Below are 18,887 nucleotides of genomic sequence, written 5' to 3' on the forward strand. Positions count from 1 at the left end.
CGAAGTGACCGAGAGACTACATCCACTACTCGTAGCTTCGGATATTGACGGGACGTTCATCGACTCGCGGGAGCGGGTAACTCCCCGCCTGCGGCAGGCCGTCACGCGAATGCTACGCCGCGGCACCCCGTTGGTGCTGGCCACGGGAAGGCCGGCCCGGTGGTTGCAGCCAGTGCTCGAGCAGCTGCCGGTTCAGCCGTTGTGCGTGTGCGCCAATGGCGCCGTGATTTACGACTCCGGCCGTGATGAAGTAGTTGCCGCCAACACACTGAAGCCAGAGACGCTGCGATACGTCGTTAAGCATGCGCGCGAAGCGACGCGATCCATCGGTGGAATCGGCATTGCGGCAGAGCGCGCTGGGACATCGGCGAATGACGCCATCGATGAGCTTTTTGTGGTGGCACCGTCCTATGATCATGCGTGGGAATCGGATGAGCACGGTGAGCTTGCTGAAGAGGCCGTGTTGTCAGAACCCGCGACGAAACTCTTACTGCGAAACTCAGATGTGAACAGTGCCCAGCTATATGAACTGGTCGCCCCCGCAATTGACGCGAGCCTGGCGCACGTGACCTACTCCATGCCGGACGGGCTTTTGGAGGTGTCCGCGCCGGGCGTGACTAAGCGCGCCGGGCTTGAATACGTATCTGAACTGGTCGGAGCGACCGCGAAAGATGTGGTCTGCTTCGGTGACATGCCGAACGATATCGAGATGCTGTCGTGGGCGGGCACGGGTGTGGCCATGGGCAATGCGGCTGACAACGTCAAGGAGATTGCAGACGAAATCACCGCCACCAATGATGATGACGGTGTTGCTCGTGTGCTGGAGCGCTGGTTCTAGCTAGCCTCGAGGTTTTTCCCCGCGCCAGCTGGCTGACCAGTGCTCGACAGCGTCTGCTTCGGGTTTACTGCAGCGTTTACTTCAGCTCGGTCTTGACTTCGCCGGTGGTGCGGTCGAAGGTGATTGAACCGTTCTGGAACTCAGCGCGCTCGATGTTTCCATCGACCACCTGGGTCTTCGTCGGAGCGCCCAGCTTGCCGACCTCGAAGCCCTGGCGGGCCCACTCATCAGCAATCTTGCCCCAGATAGCGTGAGCGCCGGTGGTGTCGGAGTCGGTGATTACGCCGTTGGAGAACTTCACGTAGCGCAGGGCATCGGCCTGGCCAGCATTGTTCGCTACGGTAGAACCGCTCTGGATACCGGACATTGCGTAACCGAGAACGGAGCCCATTTCCTCGGAGACTTGGCGCCATTCGGCAGCCAGGTCGTTCTGCTCATTGATAGTGATGATCTGGTCAATCAGGACCGGCAGGTCAGCAATCGATGGGCCGTTTTCAATCGAGCGTCCAACGGCACCCAGAATCGCATCGGCGGTCTGTCCGAGCCCCGGTGCGCCGAGCATGCCCAGCGCCGAGGCCAGCATCGAACGTGCACCCGAGACTGTCTCCAGAGCTTGTGCCTTTTGCTGCTCGTCGGATGCGCTCGGCGAGGAGGAGTTGCTCTGCTCGCTTGCCGACGGTGCGGAGGAGTCAGCCGTAGCAGTGTCACCGGTGTTCGTGGCGTCGGTTGGCTCCGAGGTATTCGAAGTACCCGAGGTGGTCGAGTCGGAGCTCGACGTTGTCGAAGAAGTGGTGCTCGATGCGCTCGAGGACTTCTCGGAGGACGAGGTCGTGGACGTACCCGTGGATGCCGAGGTGGTCGAAGTGGTCGAGGTCGACGTGCTCGACTGCGAGTCTGTGTCCTCGGCGGTCTTATCGTCCTTTTCATCCTGCGGAACGAGGAGGTCGATCAAGCCGTCAGGGCCCTCATTATCAATCTTTCCGCTGGTGAGAGAGTTGTACTTCTTCTCGGCAATCGAGCGGATCTTGCTCATCTGCGCGTAGCCAGCATCACCTGGGCAGGTGGTGTTACCAACGTCGCGGTGTGCGAAGATTGTCGGCAGAGTGACCTGCTTACCGTATCCGTACTTGGAGTAGCTGGTGCCACCCGAAGTCATCTGGATCTGGCCGGTCGGCTTGATGCCGGCGACCTTCAGGCGCCAACCGATCATATTGCCCACCGAGTTCAGTGCGGCCTCACTGGGAGCAACCGAAGAGTAGTTACCCATCATGGAGATGCCGAAAGTGCCGGTGTTGAAGCCACCTGCGTGTGCGCCCTGGACATTCTTATCCAGCCCACCGTAGCGGCCCTCGTAGATGTTGCCGTACTTGTCGACAAGGGCGTTGTATCCGATGTCGCACCAGCCCAGAGTCTGTGCGTGGTACTGGTAGACGCCGCGGACGATACCAGCGGACTGGCTCTCGGAGTAGTTGTTTGAACCGGCGGTGTGGTGCACGGTGGCACCGACAAGCTTGCTGTCGTAGTCCGCGCCCTTACAGCGGTTATTCTCGTTGGCGCCCCAGCCGGCACGGGTAATGACCTTCGGCATGCCCGTGACATTCTTGGCATCCACAATTGGGTCGATGCCGGATGCAGCAGCCTGGCCGTCGATTAGCACTGCGTCGACCTGGTCGATCGGCAGTTCATCGGCGACCGGTTCGATGTCCGTCCACTTCACTGGGAGGTTCGGCGAGTCCAGATTTGCAGCGTCGTTAGCGCTCGGAGCAGTCGGGTCATCGAGTGCGTCCCCAGGAGCTGCATCCGGAGTCTGCTGGTAGTCGGAAGCGGCTTCGGCGACATCCTTGGCCGCATCCGTAGCGGAATCCTTTGCATCCTCCACGGCCTTCTTGGCGCCCTCAGCATTAATCTCGTCGAGGTTGAGCTTGGACAGATCCAACTTCTCAGCGCCCTTGATGTCCTTCAGATCCACGCCGGAACCCGGGCCGAAGATGTTGAGTCCGTGGGTGGAAACCTGAACGCGCTTGGTTGGCTCGATGTAGATGAGCTCCGTTCCGTTCAGGCCGTTGCCATTGCCTTCAGCGGGGTAGTCCGGGTCAACGCTGAACCAGTCGGACCAGGAGCCGTCTGCTCGCTCGGCGCGGACGAAGCTGGCGATATCAGGGTCGCCAGCCCACGTCAGCGCAAACTGGGAAAACTCAGTATCGGAGGTAATTTCCTTGACGACACCGCGGTTGGGATGAGCCTCGTCGGCAAGCGACTGCGTTGCGATTGCTGCATCTTCGACGAGAACGGAGACGCTGTCTGCAAGCGACTTGCTCTGGACAACCGGGTCGATGGGGCCGGCGCCGTTTTCCTCAATGAGGTCATAAGCGGCACCTGCGCCGACAACGGCAACGGGTGTCAGGGCAAGGGTCGCCACGGCAGCGAGTACCAAGGATTGCTTGGCACCTGCGCGGCGATTGATGCGGCGGCGACTAAACACGGTAATAACTCCTGGGTGATTACGAAAATCTGGTGTTACACCACAAATGTGATGTGGTTATGCCTGGATTGGATAAGCGGGGGACTTAGTTCTGAGGTGCGAACCAGGCCTGCGTAGCTTCGGCAGGGTTGGTTGGCAGGGATTCAGTTAGAAACTCACCAACAACCTCGCCTGGCGTGGGCGTTTCCACGTTTCCGAGGGAACCGCCATTGTCGCTCGACTCACCGGTGCCCGGAATCGGCGGAATGCCGGCGGCCTCTCCGTCCTGGTTGTTCGGATCCGTCGAGCGGCCGGCAATATCCGCTCCACCGGCACCATCAAACTTGGCTTTGGCTGCAGCGCGGATGGCATCCATCTGCTGGTAGCCGAAGGTGCCTGGGCAGGAGGTGTAGCCGGTGTCGCGGTGACCGAAGATGGCCGGGAGGTTCACGGTCTGGCCGGAGCTGTAGCGTGCCTTCGAGTAGCCGGCGCTGGTCAGTGCGGCGGTGGACATCGGATCGACGCCGCCGACCTTCATGCGCCAGCCGACCATCTCGCCGAGTGCAGTGACGGCCGCATCCGGAATCTCCAGCTGGTCGTGATTGCCCATCACCGAGATACCGAAGGTGCCGTTGTTGAAGCCACCTGCGTGTGCGCCCTCGATGTTCTTGTCCAGGCCGCCGTAGCGGCCCTCGTAGATGTTGCCGTACTTATCGACCAGCGCGTTGTAGCCAATATCGCCCCAGCCCAGCGTATTTGCGTGGTAGGCATAAATGCCACGGACAATGGCTGGTCCCTGGGACTCTGAGTAGTTATTGGAACCCGCGGTGTGGTGGATGCACGCGCCCTTGAAAGTGCTGTAGGAGCTCGAACCGCTGCGGATGGACTCATCTGCGCCCCACGCTGCACGGCTGATTACATTTGGCGCACCGGAAATCGACGACTCGTATGCAACTGGCTGAATAACCTCGCCGGCCTGCTCTACGCCGTCGATGAAAACTGCCTGGACGGCGTTGAGGGACAACGCGGCCGTAGCGCTGACGAGGTCCTGCAGGGAACCGCCGATAGTGGCGGGGTCAAGGTTGTCGATACCAATGATGTTGCGGGGATCCAGACCTTCGAGGAGGTTCAGGCCGACAGTCGACACCTGCACGCGACGGGTGGGCTCAACGAACAGCAGCTCGGTGCCGGACTGCCCGGAGTTATTCATCGGACCGTGTGAATCAGCGTGGAACCACGGGCCAAAGCTGCCGTCTTCGCGCTCGGCGCGAACGTAAAGCTGCAGATTGTCATCGCCCGGCCAGGTGAGTGCGAACTGGGAGAACGGTTCGTCGCGGGTGATGTCCTTCACGAATCCGCGAAGCGGGTGCAGGGCATCGGTAATGGCATGCGTGCCGACGGCTGCGTCGTCAATCATCATCGTGACAGCGTCAACCAGCGGCGATGTTGAGATCTTGGCCGCGATGGGGCCTACGCCTGGGCTTTCAACCAGAGTAGGGGCCTGGCGAATACCCCATGTTGCTAGCGGAGCTGCGGCAGTAGTAGCTGCCAGTCCATAGAGGAAGGTGCGACGGCCCATCGACGGGGCATTGATGCGACGGCGAGTTGGCACGGTAAAAGCTCCAAAAAAATGGGGTACAGGGTTATCGACCCGAGGTCTACCCGGGGTCGAAGGGAAGGAAAGTTGCAAAGCAACAGAAAATTCTGAGGAGGATGTTACCAGTGTGACTAAAAAAATCTAGTGAGACATCTGTGTTTCCTCGTTAATTTTGGGAAAATTATCAAATAATGTGACCAAACGAACGTTGGGCTGGGCTCACGTGGACGTCGTAAAGCCCGCGTGTACACCCGCAAACCGGATGGAAATGCAATAGGTTTTAAGGCGTGAGTAGCGAAAAGAACACCACTGCCAATGAATTTGCTCCGAAGTCCCTACAGGACATCAAGGACAACACCTACGACCTCATCGTGGTCGGTTCGGGTTTCTTCGGTTTGACCGTTGCTGAGCGGACCGCCACTGAGCTGGGTAAGCGCGTGCTCGTTGTCGAACGCCGCAACCACATCGGCGGCAACGCCTACTCGGAAGCAGAGCCGGAGACTGGCATCGAGGTGCACAAGTACGGTGCGCACCTGTTCCATACCTCTAATAAGAGGGTGTGGGACTACGTCAACCAGTTCACTGACTTCACCGACTACCAGCACCGCGTGTTCGCTATGTACAAGGGCACCGCATACCAGTTCCCGATGGGGCTGGGGCTGATCAACCAGTTCTTCGGCAAGTACTACAGCCCGGACGAGGCGCGCCAGCTGATTAAGGACCAGACCGATGGTCTGGATCCGCGTGACGCGAAGAATCTTGAGGAAAAGGCCATCTCCCTGATCGGCCGTCCGCTGTACGAGGCCTTTGTCAAGCACTACACCGCCAAGCAGTGGCAGACCGACCCGAAGAACCTGCCGGCCGGCAACATCACCCGCCTGCCAGTTCGCTACACCTTTAATAACCGCTACTTCAACGACACCTACGAAGGTCTGCCTGTCGACGGCTACACCGCCTGGCTGGAAAACATGGTGACCTCCGACAAGATTGATGTCGTTGTTGACGCCGACTGGTTTGAGGTGCGCGACGAACTGCGCGCTGTCTCCCCGGACGCCCCGGTCGTCTACACCGGCCCGCTGGACCGCTACTTCGACTACGCAGAGGGCAAGCTGGGTTGGCGCACGCTGGACTTCGAGATGGAGGTTGTCAACACCGGCGATTTCCAGGGCACTCCAGTGATGAATTACAACGACGCGGATGTGCCGTACACCCGAATCCACGAGTTCCGCCACTTCCACCCGGAGCGCGATTACGTCAAGGACAAGACGGTAATTGTTAAGGAATACTCCCGCTTCGCCGACGATGACGACGAGGTGTACTACCCGATCAACACCCCGGAAGACCGCGAGATGCTGGAGGCCTACCGCAAGCTCGCTGCAGCAGAAGCGCAGGAGAACAAGGTTCTCTTCGGTGGTCGTCTGGGCACCTACCAGTACCTGGATATGCACATGGCAATCGGTTCCGCACTGTCGATGTTCGACAACAAGATTGCGCCGTTCTTCAACGACGGCGAAGCAATCGAGCAGGAGCGCGGGCACTAATTTGCCGCTTGCGGCTCCCGCGCTAGTATTGCGCGAGTGTCGCGTGAGAAAAGCCAAACCGGAATTCCCCAGCAGGGGCCATTGCTGCAGCGTGTGAACAAGTTTCTCACTCTGCCGGTGGCTCCCGTAATTCTGGTTCTCATCGGTTCTCTTGGCACACAGGCCGCGGCCGTGCTGGTCACTGGCATGCTTTCCACGGTCGGCGCGCCGGGCATATCGGGCCTGCGCATGACCGCCGCCGCCATCATCATGGTGGTTCTGTTCCGACCAAAGCTGTCCGGGATGACCCGCGCCCGCGCCATTAACATCGTGGTCTACGGCATCGCCATGGGCATGATGAGCATGATGATTTACGCAGCTATCGCCCGCCTCCCGCAGGGCGTCGCCGTCACCATCGACTTCCTCGGCCCCTGCGTCGTGTCCTTCCTGGGGCTGAAAATGTGGCGCTCCCGCCTATGGGCCATCGTCGCTTTCATCGGCGTTGCCCTGATTGCCCAGCCCTCCAATGACCTTGACATTATCGGCATTGGTTACGCCGCAATCGGTGCAATCTTCTTCGGCGCTTACACGCTCTTCTCCGCCCGAATGGGCAGCACCGAGGGCGGCGGCATGCCCGACCTGGCGCTGTCAGTGGTCGTCGCAGCAATCGTGCTCGCGCCATTTTCTGTTTCCGCTGCACCGCTTGTCGACGGTTCGATGTGGGCCACCATCGTTATTTCCGGGTTTATTGGCGCTGTTATTCCCTACGTGATGGACACCATCGCTGCGGGGATTGTCTCAGCGGCGGTCGTCGGCACGCTCTTTGCACTGGACCCGGTCATCGGTGCAATCCTGGGCTGGGCGTTTTCCGGTGACCGAGTGACTTGGTCCATGGCGCTGGGCATCGTGCTAATCGCGGCGGCTGGCGCGATTATTACCTGGCGCGGGGCGCGGGAGTCGCGCGAGCTGCGGGGGCTTGCGCAGTAAAAATGCGGATACCAGAACCCGCCGAAAAGTGGGGTCTCGACGTGTTCTGCTGGAAAACGACAGTGAATGCGGGTAAGTTTGTCGAAGATTTATTGTTTCTTAAGGTAATTCCCTGAAGCGGAAACACGCCTGATAGTTCCCACCGGCCGTGGGGAATCGCACATTGTGAGGAGAATGCACACGTGAAAATCACCTCTACTTTCCGTGGTTGGCGTCGAAAGGTTGCAGCCGTTGCGTCCGCGGTAGCTGTGGCCGCGTCTGCATTGACCATGGCGCCGGCCGCGAGCGCGGCGGGTGACCGAGGCTCGCTGCGCCCGGGTTGTGAGTGGGATTCGTACCAGTACTTCACCCAGAAGTGCCAGGTTTATTCGCCGGCCATGGACCGTAATATTCCGGTTCAGATTGTGGCCTCTGCCAATGGTGGTAACAAGGCTCTCTACCTGCTAGATGGCCTGCGTAGCCCGGCTGATGCCTCTGACTGGGTGGAGCACGGTAACGCCCCACGTACTTTTGAGGGATCCAACGTCAACCTGGTTATTCCAGGTGGCGGCGGCGGTAGCTTCTACACCGACTGGAAGCGTCCGTCGGTTAGTGTGCACGGTCCGTTTGTAAACATGTGGGAGACCTTCTTAACTCAGGAACTGCCGGTTTACCTTGAGCGTGAGTTCGGCATTTCTCGCACTGGTAACTCCATTGCAGGTCTGTCCATGGGTGCATCTGCTGCACTATCGTTGGCATACAACCACCGAGACCAGTTCGGTCAGGCTCTTGCCTTCTCCGGTTACCTGCACACCACTGCGCCGGGTATGACCACTGCAATTGAGGCCGCTCAGCTGTCGGCTGGCTACAGCTCCTTCGACATGTGGGGTGCGCCTATGTCAGCGGAGCGTGTCCGCAATGATCCGTACCTGAACGTCGAGAAGATGAAGGGGCTGGATCTGGTTATTACCTCGGCAAATGGTGTTCCGGATGAGGTTCGTGACCCGAAGAACCTCTACCGGGTCGTCCCGAAGGCCGGTGGCGTTGCGCTGGAGTCGCTGTCCCGCTTGTCCACCCGCGAGTTTGAGTTGCGTGCTCGTACCTCCGGTCTGGATGCGACGTTTGAATACGAGCAGACCGGTATCCACGATTGGCCGACCTGGGATCGCAACCTCCAGAACTCCAAGGCCCGCATCGAAGGTTTCCTCGGAGCTTAAAACTAGAACCTGAACGAAAAAGCCCCTATGCGCAGCAGATAGTCCGCAGCGCGTAGGGGCTTTCACATTCTGGGCTGTCGCTAGCGTGGCAACAAGAGGCAATCCGCCACGGGCACTAGGATGCTATGAGATAGAAACGTCGGTAACTTATCGGCGGCAACACCCCCGGTAGACCTTTCGGAAAGTGGTTGATACGTCTCATGGCATCACAGCCTGAACAAAAGCGGACACATACCCCGACAACGTCGTCAAGCCTTGCCGTTGAACGCCTGCAGCGGATTTTGCTGCCAAAGTTGGGTGAGCCCCGTGATGTCCGCTCGCTCTACTTGGTTGAGCCGGAGACTAATGCCGGTCGTGTGCAAGCGCATTCGCGCACGTCAGCCACCATTCCGGCGGGTGATGAAGTTAGTTTTGAAACCTACTTCAATGCTTTTCCGGCCAGCTACTGGCGCCGGTGGACGAATCTGGACAATGTTGTCCTGCGCCTGGAACTGTCCGGTACTGCGCGCGTGGACATTTATCGTTCGAAGATTGACGGTGCGCGCATCGCCGTGACCGGCGAAGTTGTCGGTGATCTGGGTGCGGCGGCTGAAGGCGCGGAAGCCAAGGTGGACGGCAAGGATGTCCACGTCTGCGAAATCCCAGTACCGCTGACGCAATTTGAAGACGGCGGCTGGATTTGGTTCGACCTCACCTGTGAGACGGACGTGGTAATCCACTCCGCAGGTTGGTACTCCGATATCGAGGCGCCGAGCCAGACGTACCCGGACGGCACGGAGCATCCGGCGCCGGAGGGGCGCGTCACTATCGGTATCCCGACGTTCAATCGCCCGACCGACGCAGTTGCTGCTCTTGAGGCGCTGTCCTCGGATCCTGAGGTCGATGCCATCATCGATGCTGTTTTGATGCCTGACCAGGGCACCAAGCACCCGGCAGACGAGCCGGGCTTTGATGCTGTCGCCGAGCACTTTGGTGACCGCCTGCGTATTTTCCCGCAGGGAAATCTCGGTGGTTCTGGCGGGTACTCCCGCATTATGTATGAGGCCCTGGGCGGTCCGGATTCGGATTCGAAGCGTGCGACCGATAGCCCGTTCATTCTCTACATGGATGACGACATCGCCATCGAACCGGATTCCATTCTGCGTGCGGTCGCTGTCGGCCGGTTCGCGAAGTCCCCGATGCTGGTCGGCGGTCAGATGCTGAACCTGCAGGAGCGCAGCCACTTGCACTCGATGGGTGAAGTCATCGGCCGCCATGACTTCATGTGGACTTCCGCTCCGCACGTCCACTATGACCACGACTTTTATGCGCACCCACTGCGCGATCGCGGGGAGCACGGCACTAACGCAACCGGTGAGGTTGTCGATTCGAAGGATCTTCACCGTCGCATCGATGTTGAGTTCAACGGCTGGTGGATGTGCCTGATTCCGCGCGTCGCCGCTGAGGCAATCGGTCAGCCGCTGCCACTGTTTATTAAGTGGGACGATGCCGAATACGGTTTGCGCGCAGGCAAGGCAGGCTTTCCGACGGCTACGTGGCCGGGCGTCGCAATTTGGCATATGGCCTGGTCGGACAAGGATGATGCGATTGATTGGCAGGCGTACTTCCACCTGCGCAACCGCTTGATTGTCGCGGCCCTTCAGCACGAGGGCGATGCTGCCGGTATCGTGCGTTCCATGCGCAAGGCCACTTTCAAGCACCTTCTGTGCCTGGAGTACTCCACTGTTGCCATCCAGAACGAAGCCATGAAGGACTTCCTGGCAGGCCCGGAGCACCTGTTCGATATTCTCGAGTCCTCGCTGCCGCGCATCAATGCCCTGCGCAAGAGCTTCCCCGACGCGGTTGTGCTGCCGAGTGCAGGCGATCTGCCAAAGCCCTCCGGTATTCCGGGGATTCCGACAAAGGATGTCGGTGGTCGCCTGGGCAAGCTGAAGAAGGTCGGTTGGCTGGCCAAGGGGCTGCTTCACAGCGTGCGCCCGGAAAACTCCGAGCACCATGCGGTGCCGCAGGCAAACCTGGCGCCGCTGGAGGCTCGTTGGTTCTCCCTGTCGCGTCTGGATGGCGCAACGGTCACCACCGCTGACGGCCGTGGCGTGGTGTATCGCCAACGTGACCGCGACAAGGCCAAGGCTCTGCTGGAAGAATCCTGGGAGCTGCAAAAGCAGGTTGAGGAGCGGTTCGAGCAAATGCAGGCACGCTACCGCGCAGCCTATGACGATCTGACCAGTAGGAAGGCCTGGGCGAATGTCTTCGAAAATTAAAGGCGATCCGTTCGGCGAGTCCGACGTTCTCGTTACTATTCAGCACACGCTTAACGACGTTCCGGGTGTGCTGCCCACCGCGCGTGCCATGAGCTATTTCGGTGAGCACGCCCTTGGGTGGATGGGGCTCGCTGCCCTCGGGGCGGCGGTGGATAAGGAGCGACGCATTAGCTGGGCAAAGGTCGGTGTGGCCGCCTTTACCTCGCATGCGGCATCGGTGGTGCTTAAGCGCATTGTCCGTCGCCCGCGTCCCCATGACCGTCGTATAGCAATCGGCGTTGGTACGCCAAGCAAGCTGAGTTTCCCGTCCTCGCACGCGACGTCGACGACGGCGGCGCTGGTGGGGATTGCAAAGTTGGGTTACCCGGCAGCACCGGCCGTGGGCGTGCCGGCGATTATGCTCTCCCGCCTGGTGCTGGGAGTTCATTACCCAACCGATGTCGCTCTCGGAGCAGCGCTGGGTACAGCCACTGCTCTTGCGGTGGACAAGATAGGTGATAAGGTCATCGAGCCGAAAAAGGCGCAGCATAACCAGGGTAGACAGCCCTCCATTGCGGAAAGGAATGCACAGTGACACAGGCGGAGAACGACAACTTGGCCAATGTGTCGGCCAACCAGCGGCAAGCTTCTCAATCAAGGATTGGGTCCGAGCCGCACACTTCCGGTATCGATGAGCCTGCGCACCCGCAGGGGCATCCGCCGAAGAATCTGTTGGACGGCATGATCAAGGCGCTTCGCCCGAAGCAGTGGGTGAAGAATGTCCTGGTCATTGCGGCTCCACTGGCAGCCGGCAACGAGATTATGGACTCGGGACGTTCGATCGGCACACTGACCGTCGACATCCTGGTGGCGTTTGTGGCCTTCTGTTTGGCAGCATCGTCGATTTACCTGATTAATGATGCTCGCGATGTCGAGGCTGACCGCGCGCACCCAACCAAGCGCTTCCGCCCAATTGCCGCTGGCGTACTGCCGGTGAGCATGGCGTACATTATGGCGGTCGCACTGATTATTGGTTCGATTGCGGTGTCCTGGTTTGCCTCTGAGGGGCCGGGGCTAGCAATTGTTGTGGCTGTATACATTGCACTGCAGCTCGGTTACTGCTTTGGCCTGAAGCACCAGCCGGTGATTGATATTGCGCTGGTGTCCTCGGGTTTCATGCTGCGTGCAATGGCCGGCGGTGTTGCTGCCAACATCAACCTGTCCCAGTGGTTCTTGCTGGTTGCCGCCTTTGGTTCGCTGTTCATGGCAGCCGGTAAGCGTTACGCTGAGCTGCTGTTGGCAGAGCGCACGGGTAAGAAGATTCGAAAGTCGTTGCAGGGTTACACCGCGACTTACCTGCGCTTTGTGTGGACCCTCGCTGCGACCGCCGTGGTGCTGAGCTACGCGCTGTGGGGCTTTGAGATGGGCCGCGCGCCGGGCACTTCATCGACTTCGGCTATTTGGTACGAGATCTCGATGGTTCCATTCACTGTGGCCATCCTGCGCTTCGCCGCCGACGTTGACCGTGGTGATGCGGGAAGCCCGGATGAGATTGCGCTCAAGGACCGACCGCTGCAGGCACTGGCCGTCCTGTGGCTGCTGTCCATTGCCATCGCTGTCTACGCTGTCCCGACTCTGGGGTAGTTCCCAGTTCTTATCCCTTTAAGCGAACTGCGATTTCCGTCGGGTTCTCGTCGGGTTCTAGTCGGGTTCGGTTGGTAGCTGAAAGCCCATGCACCGAGGGGTGCATGGGCTTTTTTGTGCCTAGCTAATACTTACGTTGTGTTTGGGGTTCTTGTAGGCGTGTTTTAGGTTTCTCAGTCAGTCCTACGGATTAGTCGGGGCGGAATTACAATTTTGTAATTCCATGCTGGTAAACATTGTTTCTCCTTGTGGTGGATAGTTTTGAGGGGAAATGTGAGAAATATTACGGAATGATTACGATTTAAACTTGGATGTAGGGAAACGATTGAGTATCGTTACATACTCGAGATTCTTTTGTGGGGTCTCCAGTTGTCGCGTCACAACTGGAAGCAGAAAAGCGAAAGCTCGCGTAAGCGACTGCCTCCGAAAAGTCTGGCGCGGAGGTAAGTCCGAAAGTAAAGAGGAGAACGATGAGCTTTACTGCAGTGAGTCGTAACTTCACGGTGAAGGTCGTAGCTGCCCTTGTGGCTGTTGCAATGGTGTTTGGTGGCATCATGCTCGCATCCGCGAAGGATGCGAGTGCTGATCCAAACCGTGATCGACTGCGTCCAGGCTGTGAGTGGGATCCATACAACTGGTGGGTTCAGTACTGCCAGGTCTTCTCGCCGGCTATGAACCGCAATATTCCGGTTCAGATTAAGGCGGCTACTGGTGGCGGCGATGCGTCCCTGTACATGCTCGACGGTCTGTGGGGCTTTAATAAGGGCGCGTCCGGTTGGATTTGGTCGGGTCACATTGCTCAGACCTTCGCCAATGACAACATCACTCTGGTTGCGCCGGCTGCTGGCGACGGCTCCTTCTATGCCGACTGGAGCGATCCGGCCGTGACTTCCGAAGGGGTCAAGACTCAGAAGTGGGAAACCTTCCTGACTCAGGAGCTGCCGGTCTATCTGCAGCGTGAGTTTGGTGTCAACCCGAACCGCAACGCAATCGCTGGTCTGTCCATGGGTGCGGCTGCGGCGGTTTCTCTGGCGGCCCGCCACCGTGATCAGTTCAAGCAGGTTACTTCGCTGTCCGGTTACTACCAGATGTCCAACCCAGTTGTTGCTACGGGTACCACTGCAATGGTGGCTAGCACTGGTGTAGTGAATCCGACTGGCATGTGGGGTCTTCCGGTTCCGGCCTCGGCGGAACGCCAGGCCCATGACCCTTCGATGCTGCTCGACCAGCTCAAGGGGCTGCCGATGTATGTTTCCTCCGCCCAGGGTGTTCAGAGCCTGTGGAGTGATCCGGAGGTTTTGAACCGTCCGGTGCCACAGCTCCCTGACACTGTCTGGCGTGCCGTAATGGAGTCCGTCTCCCGCGCTTCGACGCAGCGCTTTGAGCAGGACGCTCGCGCTGCCGGCCTCAATGCGCAGTTTGTCTACAGCCCGAACGGTATCCACTCGTGGGAGCTGTGGGGCCGTGATGCCGCGCTTGCTCGCCCGCACATTCTTGGGGCGCTGGGGCTCTAGGTCGGTAGTTATTTCAGGGCGCTCTGGCGCGCTGACCTAGCTCTGGTGCTGGATGGCTTCTTAAAGGGGCTAGCTTCTTAAGAAGTCTCAATTTTGAAAAAGACCAATCCTTTTGTGGGGTTGGTCTTTTTTCTGTGTCGAGTCCGGGTTTGGATGCTGAGTGGAAGGTGTGGGTAACGGCCTACAGAGGGGCGCAAAGAGTTGCGCTGTCAAAGCTTGAATTCAGTTCCTTTTGCGTGTGTCTCCACGGTTTTTACCCGTAAGAGGGTAAACATGAGAGTCGAACCTTAAAGTAAAGGGTGAAGCTATTCAGGTAGCTATACCGTATGTTTCGCAGATCGTGTGTGAGATTCTTCTTGCAGCGGCACGCCGGAGGAGGGGAACCTTCGGATACGTTGCTGGTCACTACGTAATTCTGCGAAGCCGAACGGTAAACGCATAGCTCAAGCGCCGCGTGATGCTATCTGCAGGTGCCTAATCGGTGCCGGTGCAACACTCAACGTCTCAAATAATTTCAACCAGCGACTTTGTAAAGGGAAGCCCTCTTATGCGCGTAACCGCTAGATTCCTCCGTGGTGGACTCGGCAACAGCCGGAAGTCATCACGGGCGTTGACCGCACTTTTGGCACTACCGTTGACTCTCGCTCTCGGTGCCCCTGCTGCAGTGGCGGCTCCCGAGCCAGCTCAGCCAGGTCTGCCTAGCTACGAGGAACTTCAGGCCGTTCAGGGGCAGTTGGCGCAATCTGGAGACCTGGGAGACCTTGCTAAGGCCGCTGAAGCAGCGCAAGCTGCTGGTGCGCAGCTACCTGGCCTGGGTATGCCGAAGCCGATGCCAGGGCCGGAGCGTACGCCATTTAAAGTCGATACTCCCGCAGTGGCGAACCTCCCCAGTGGAGTCAGCGTAGACAAGGTCGAGTGGTACACAGATCACCACGTCATTGCGCACATTCGCTCGGCTGCCATGCCGGAGAAGCCAATCCAGGTTGAGATTTTGCTGCCGCGCGATTGGTACCGCGACAAGGAGCGCACATTCCCGAGCGTCTACCACCTTGACGGTATGGCATCGTTTGATGACTACTCCGGTTGGATTCGCGCTACTAATATCGAACGCTTCTACGAGGACAAGAATGTCCTGGTGGTTATGCCTGCCGGCGGTACATCGTCCTTCTACTCTGACTGGGATCAGCCGGATAACGGTCAGAACTACAAGTGGGAGAGCTTCATCACTAAGGAGCTCGTGCCGGTTATCACCAACGGCTTCCGCGGCAACGATGAACGCGGCATTATCGGTATCTCCATGGGAGCTACCGGTGCTTACAACGTTGCAGCACACTCTCCGGAGCTGTGGAAGTTTGCCGGTAGCCTCTCTGGTTACCTGGATATGACTTCGCCGGGCATGCCGCAGGCAATCTCTCTGGCGATGAAGAACACCGGTGGCTATGACGCGACGAAGATGTGGGGCCCGCTCGGTTCGCAGCGTTGGAAGGACAATGATCCGAAGCTGAACATCGACAAGCTCAAGGGCATGTCGCTGTACATCTCGGCGGGTAACGGCAACACCGGTGAGTGGGACGTGCCGTCGCAGATCGATCCGACGAAGCCGGACAATCCGACCGGTTACGCATTGGAAGTGCTTTCCCGCATGACCAGTGAGACCTTCATCCGGAATGCTCGGGAAAAGGGCGTCGAGCCGGTTGTGAACTTCCGGAGCTCGGGTACTCACACTTGGCCGTACTGGCAATTTGAGGTCAGTCAGGCCTGGCCAACGCTGGCCGATGCACTGCAGTTGCCGGAGTCCGATCGTGGCGCTGTCTGCCGCGTAGGTGGCGAGATTGAAAAGGCCGTCGCATCGCTGCCGGGAATCGGCACCTGCCTGTCGGATGAGTATGGCGTCGCCAAGAATGGCGTGGCTCAGGACTTTACCGGCGGTACCGCCTACTGGCACCCGGATTCCGGGGCACATGTGGTCTGGGGACGCATCGGTTCGCGTTACAACGAGCTCGGTGGTCCGTCCTCGCCGCTCGGCTACCCAGTGACCAACGAACTGGCTACGCCGGATGGCTCGGGACGATTCGTCCACTTCGAAAAGGGCTCGATTTACTGGACTCCGGAAGGCGGAGCCCACGAAGTCACCGGCGACATTATGAACGTCTGGGGCAAGGCCGGCTTCGAGACCGGTCCGCTGGGCTACCCAGTCGCCAACCACCGCGATATTCCGGGCGGTGTCGCCCAGGACTTCCAGGGTGGCACCATCGTCAAGATCGGCGGCGAAGAACCTCGCATCGTGCGTGGTGAAATCGGCCGTGTCTACAAGGAGCTCGGTGGCGCTGAGTCCGATCTGGGTCTGCCTGTCGACGGCGACGAGGTCAAGCTCGCCCGCGGCGCTTTCCAGCGCTTCGAACACGGTGCCATTTACTGGACTCCGGAAACTGGTGCACAGCCGGTGCGCTCCAACGACATCACTGACCACTGGGGCAGCACTGGCTACGAAAATGGCTCGTTCGGCTACCCGGTCGGCCCACTGCAGCCAGTCAAGGCCGGCGGTCTTGAGCAGCAGTTCGAGGGTGGCTGGATTCGTCAGCTCAACGGCAAGATTGTCGAAGAGCGCAATAAGCCAGAAGCGCCGGCCCCAGCCGCCGACAACGGTGATGACAAGTAAGCCAACCAAAGCAGGGCACTGAATAAGGGATAGACAAATGTCCATGAACAAGTCCTTCCGGACACTGGCTACAACCACAGCTGTTGCGCTGCTGACCTTCGGAGTGGCCGCCTGTGGCAGTTCCACAGTGGAATCTTCGGAGGTCACCTCGTCGACGACTACGAAGACCTCCACGACGTCGTCAAGCACGAAGACTTCTGCGCCGAAGTCGAGCGAAAAGTCTGCGCCGGAGATCACAGATCCCCAAGCTAAGCGCGTGGACGAAGCGCCCGATGGGCAGATGAAGCTCAGCGAGGCGGACGATTCATACCTCGGAGCGCTGGAAAAAGCGGGAATCGATGTTGATGGGGTGGAGGATCAGCTCATCGGCACAGGTCGCGCGGCATGCGCGGACGCACCGGAGGAGGAGCGTGAAGTCATCGCGCTGGCGATTGCCGGGCAGCTGGTCGCCCAGGGGCGCTCACAGGAAAGCGCCGAAGAAGTGGCGAAGACTATTGCAAGCTCCGCTAAAAAGGCGTATTGCTAGCACTCATGCGTAAAGTGCTGACAATTCTGGCGGTCATTGTGCTGGTGGCCGCTATTGGCTTCGGCGTAGTGCAATGGCTTAACGACGACCAAGGCGGTCAAACCCCACCGACCCCCGGTGACGATGGCGGGGTTCTGGCCGAACAACCCGAGTGGTGCCCGGCGGTAGAAGTTATCGCCGTGCCCGGAACTGCGGAATCGCGTGCTGACGATGATCCGATGGCCCCGACCGCGAACCCGCATTCGCTGCTGCTTGGCCTGACGAACTCGATCTCAGGGTCCTACTCGGAGGGTGATGTCAAGGTCTGGACTACGCCGTACCCGGCACAGATCAAGACGCATCAGCTGCCCGACCAACTCACTTACGATGATTCGCAGGCAGTCGGGCGCGATGTCACCGCTAAGGAAATGGCTGACTTGCACGGGCAGTGTCCACTGACGGACTTCGTCCTGATGGGCTTCTCCCAGGGTGCCGCTATTGCAGGTGATTTGGCCTCTGACATCGGCAACGGCCGCGGTGTGGTTCCGGCCGAGCGCATCGCGGGCGTGGCTCTGTTGGGCGACCCGCGGCGTGACCCTAATCAGGGCGTGAACCAGGGTGTTCCGCTGGCTGGTGTGGGTGTCGAGCTGTCATTGCAGCCCCTCGGCGGCATTGTGCAGGCTGTGGTTCCGGGCGCAACGATGCGCGGTCCACGAGACGGCTTTGGGCCTCTTAATGACAAGGTCCAGAATGTCTGCGTGCCATCGGACTCCTTCTGTGATGTGCCTCCGGGAGTGGCCGATGCGATTGCACGAGCGCAGGAGATGATTACCGGCGCGGGTGCGCACGCGACCTACGCCACGAATGATGTGGCAATTCCGGGGACGACTCCGCTGGCCTGGACTGAGGGTTGGACTCGCGAACTGATTGAGCAATCGCTGGCGCGGTAGGGGCAGCTCAAAATGTGCGAGACGCCCCCGACGGGGACTTGCTGTTAGAATCTTGCTCAAGAACTGGTGTTTAATGTTTCAAAACAACAGTTTCGCTAAAACTTCGAAAGAAATTGACGAAGTTGCAGGAAGCAGTCTGAAGGAACCGGTTATTATCGCCCAAGGAACTGCTGTTCATGACCGGGGAAATCTAGGCGAAAAGGTAGGGTGCAATGACGAATCCGACAAACCCATATGGAGATTTCGACGAAGACGGTATGCCGAGGTCCAAGGGGAAGTTCGCTAACAGCTCGGGTGCTTACAGCTCCGGTATGCCGTACTCGGATCCATACCCACCGCAGCAGCCGAACGTGGGGCAGGGCTATCAGGACCCGAGCCAGCACAATTTCCACAACGGGTACTCGAACCCGTATCAGAGTGGTTACCCAAACCAGCAGGCGCCGGCGTATTCCGCTGGCTTCAGCGGCCCGAACCCGCACCAGGGCTACGGGGTCGCAGGTTCCCCTGTCTCGGATAAGTCCAAGATTGCAGCGGCTCTGCTTGCCTTCTTCCTGGGCACCCTCGGTGTTCACAATTTCTACCTGGGGCACAACTCGCGTGGTGCTATTCAGCTAGCACTGACGGTATTCGGCTGGATTACCGCCATCTTCCTGGTTGGCTTCTTCCTCATTATCGGCGTCAGCATTTGGGCATTTATCGAGTTCATTTTGATTCTCGTCGGTAGCGGCTCCTACGCCTATGACGCAAATGGGCGCCGCCTGCAATCGTAGGAGCCT

General features: G+C 59.1%; 14 protein-coding genes. 12 read left to right on the plus strand and 2 right to left on the minus strand.

What is annotated here, in order from left to right:
* Positions 1-4 precede the first annotated feature (4 nt).
* On the plus strand, positions 5-838 hold the full coding sequence (locus CHU70_RS02165; RefSeq protein ID WP_070437289.1) for a Cof-type HAD-IIB family hydrolase: 834 nt from the start codon (positions 5-7) through the stop codon (positions 836-838).
* Between the two features lie 76 nt (positions 839-914).
* Here CHU70_RS02165 and CHU70_RS02170 read toward each other — a convergent pair whose 3' ends face one another.
* Complete coding sequence (locus CHU70_RS02170) at positions 915-3,320, minus strand: N-acetylmuramoyl-L-alanine amidase (protein WP_147719416.1); 2,406 nt, start codon at positions 3,318-3,320, stop codon at positions 915-917.
* A gap of 85 nt (positions 3,321-3,405) precedes the next feature.
* Entirely contained in the window at positions 3,406-4,911 is a 1,506-nt protein-coding gene (locus tag CHU70_RS02175) for an N-acetylmuramoyl-L-alanine amidase (protein WP_147719417.1), read from the minus strand.
* A gap of 329 nt (positions 4,912-5,240) precedes the next feature.
* Here CHU70_RS02175 and glf point away from each other — a divergent pair, with 329 nt between their 5' ends.
* The 11 genes from glf to CHU70_RS02230 all read left to right on the plus strand — a co-directional run bounded on the left by glf (position 5,241) and on the right by CHU70_RS02230 (position 18,881).
* Positions 5,241-6,437: a UDP-galactopyranose mutase gene (glf, locus tag CHU70_RS02180; RefSeq protein WP_049171857.1), complete on the plus strand. Its 1,197-nt coding sequence runs from the start codon at positions 5,241-5,243 to the stop codon at positions 6,435-6,437.
* Positions 6,438-6,473: 36 nt separating this feature from the next.
* Positions 6,474-7,403: a DMT family transporter gene (locus CHU70_RS02185; RefSeq protein WP_242451348.1), complete on the plus strand. Its 930-nt coding sequence runs from the start codon at positions 6,474-6,476 to the stop codon at positions 7,401-7,403.
* A gap of 182 nt (positions 7,404-7,585) precedes the next feature.
* A complete protein-coding gene (locus CHU70_RS02190) occupies positions 7,586-8,599 on the plus strand; it encodes an alpha/beta hydrolase family protein (RefSeq protein ID WP_049171829.1) in 1,014 nt (337 codons plus the stop codon).
* A 200-nt stretch (positions 8,600-8,799) separates the two neighbouring features.
* Positions 8,800-10,860: a glycosyltransferase gene (locus CHU70_RS02195; protein WP_147719418.1), complete on the plus strand. Its 2,061-nt coding sequence runs from the start codon at positions 8,800-8,802 to the stop codon at positions 10,858-10,860.
* On the plus strand, positions 10,844-11,434 hold the full coding sequence (locus CHU70_RS02200; protein ID WP_147719419.1) for a phosphatase PAP2 family protein: 591 nt from the start codon (positions 10,844-10,846) through the stop codon (positions 11,432-11,434). Before CHU70_RS02195 ends, CHU70_RS02200 begins: the two co-directional genes overlap by 17 nt.
* A gap of 29 nt (positions 11,435-11,463) precedes the next feature.
* The gene (locus CHU70_RS02205; RefSeq protein ID WP_049193199.1) at positions 11,464-12,483 is read left to right on the plus strand and encodes a decaprenyl-phosphate phosphoribosyltransferase; all 1,020 of its coding nucleotides are present in this window, start codon (positions 11,464-11,466) and stop codon (positions 12,481-12,483) included.
* Between the two features lie 470 nt (positions 12,484-12,953).
* Complete coding sequence (locus tag CHU70_RS02210) at positions 12,954-13,997, plus strand: alpha/beta hydrolase family protein (protein ID WP_070862452.1); 1,044 nt, start codon at positions 12,954-12,956, stop codon at positions 13,995-13,997.
* A gap of 547 nt (positions 13,998-14,544) precedes the next feature.
* On the plus strand, positions 14,545-16,656 hold the full coding sequence (locus CHU70_RS02215; RefSeq protein WP_147719420.1) for an alpha/beta hydrolase-fold protein: 2,112 nt from the start codon (positions 14,545-14,547) through the stop codon (positions 16,654-16,656).
* Positions 16,657-16,693: 37 nt separating this feature from the next.
* Entirely contained in the window at positions 16,694-17,182 is a 489-nt protein-coding gene (locus CHU70_RS02220) for a DUF732 domain-containing protein (protein ID WP_016421642.1), read from the plus strand.
* A gap of 5 nt (positions 17,183-17,187) precedes the next feature.
* Positions 17,188-18,111: a cutinase family protein gene (locus tag CHU70_RS02225; RefSeq protein ID WP_070642625.1), complete on the plus strand. Its 924-nt coding sequence runs from the start codon at positions 17,188-17,190 to the stop codon at positions 18,109-18,111.
* Positions 18,112-18,323: 212 nt separating this feature from the next.
* On the plus strand, positions 18,324-18,881 hold the full coding sequence (locus tag CHU70_RS02230; protein WP_070437275.1) for a TM2 domain-containing protein: 558 nt from the start codon (positions 18,324-18,326) through the stop codon (positions 18,879-18,881).
* Positions 18,882-18,887 lie beyond the last annotated feature (6 nt).

The organism is Corynebacterium sp. LK10, from assembly GCF_008042455.1.
GTDB classification, from domain to species: domain Bacteria; phylum Actinomycetota; class Actinomycetes; order Mycobacteriales; family Mycobacteriaceae; genus Corynebacterium; species Corynebacterium jeikeium_D.

Excerpts from the sequence above, each read along its gene's own strand:
- CHU70_RS02195 (WP_147719418.1), top strand. The coding sequence starts at position 8,800 with ATGGCATCACAGCCTGAACAAAAGCGGACACATACCCCGACAACGTCG.
- CHU70_RS02200 (WP_147719419.1), top strand. The coding sequence starts at position 10,844 with ATGTCTTCGAAAATTAAAGGCGATCCGTTCGGCGAGTCCGACGTTCTC.
- CHU70_RS02210 (WP_070862452.1), top strand. The coding sequence starts at position 12,954 with ATGAGCTTTACTGCAGTGAGTCGTAACTTCACGGTGAAGGTCGTAGCT.
- CHU70_RS02215 (WP_147719420.1), top strand. The coding sequence starts at position 14,545 with ATGCGCGTAACCGCTAGATTCCTCCGTGGTGGACTCGGCAACAGCCGG.
- CHU70_RS02220 (WP_016421642.1), top strand. The coding sequence starts at position 16,694 with ATGTCCATGAACAAGTCCTTCCGGACACTGGCTACAACCACAGCTGTT.
- CHU70_RS02225 (WP_070642625.1), top strand. The coding sequence starts at position 17,188 with ATGCGTAAAGTGCTGACAATTCTGGCGGTCATTGTGCTGGTGGCCGCT.
- CHU70_RS02230 (WP_070437275.1), top strand. The coding sequence starts at position 18,324 with ATGACGAATCCGACAAACCCATATGGAGATTTCGACGAAGACGGTATG.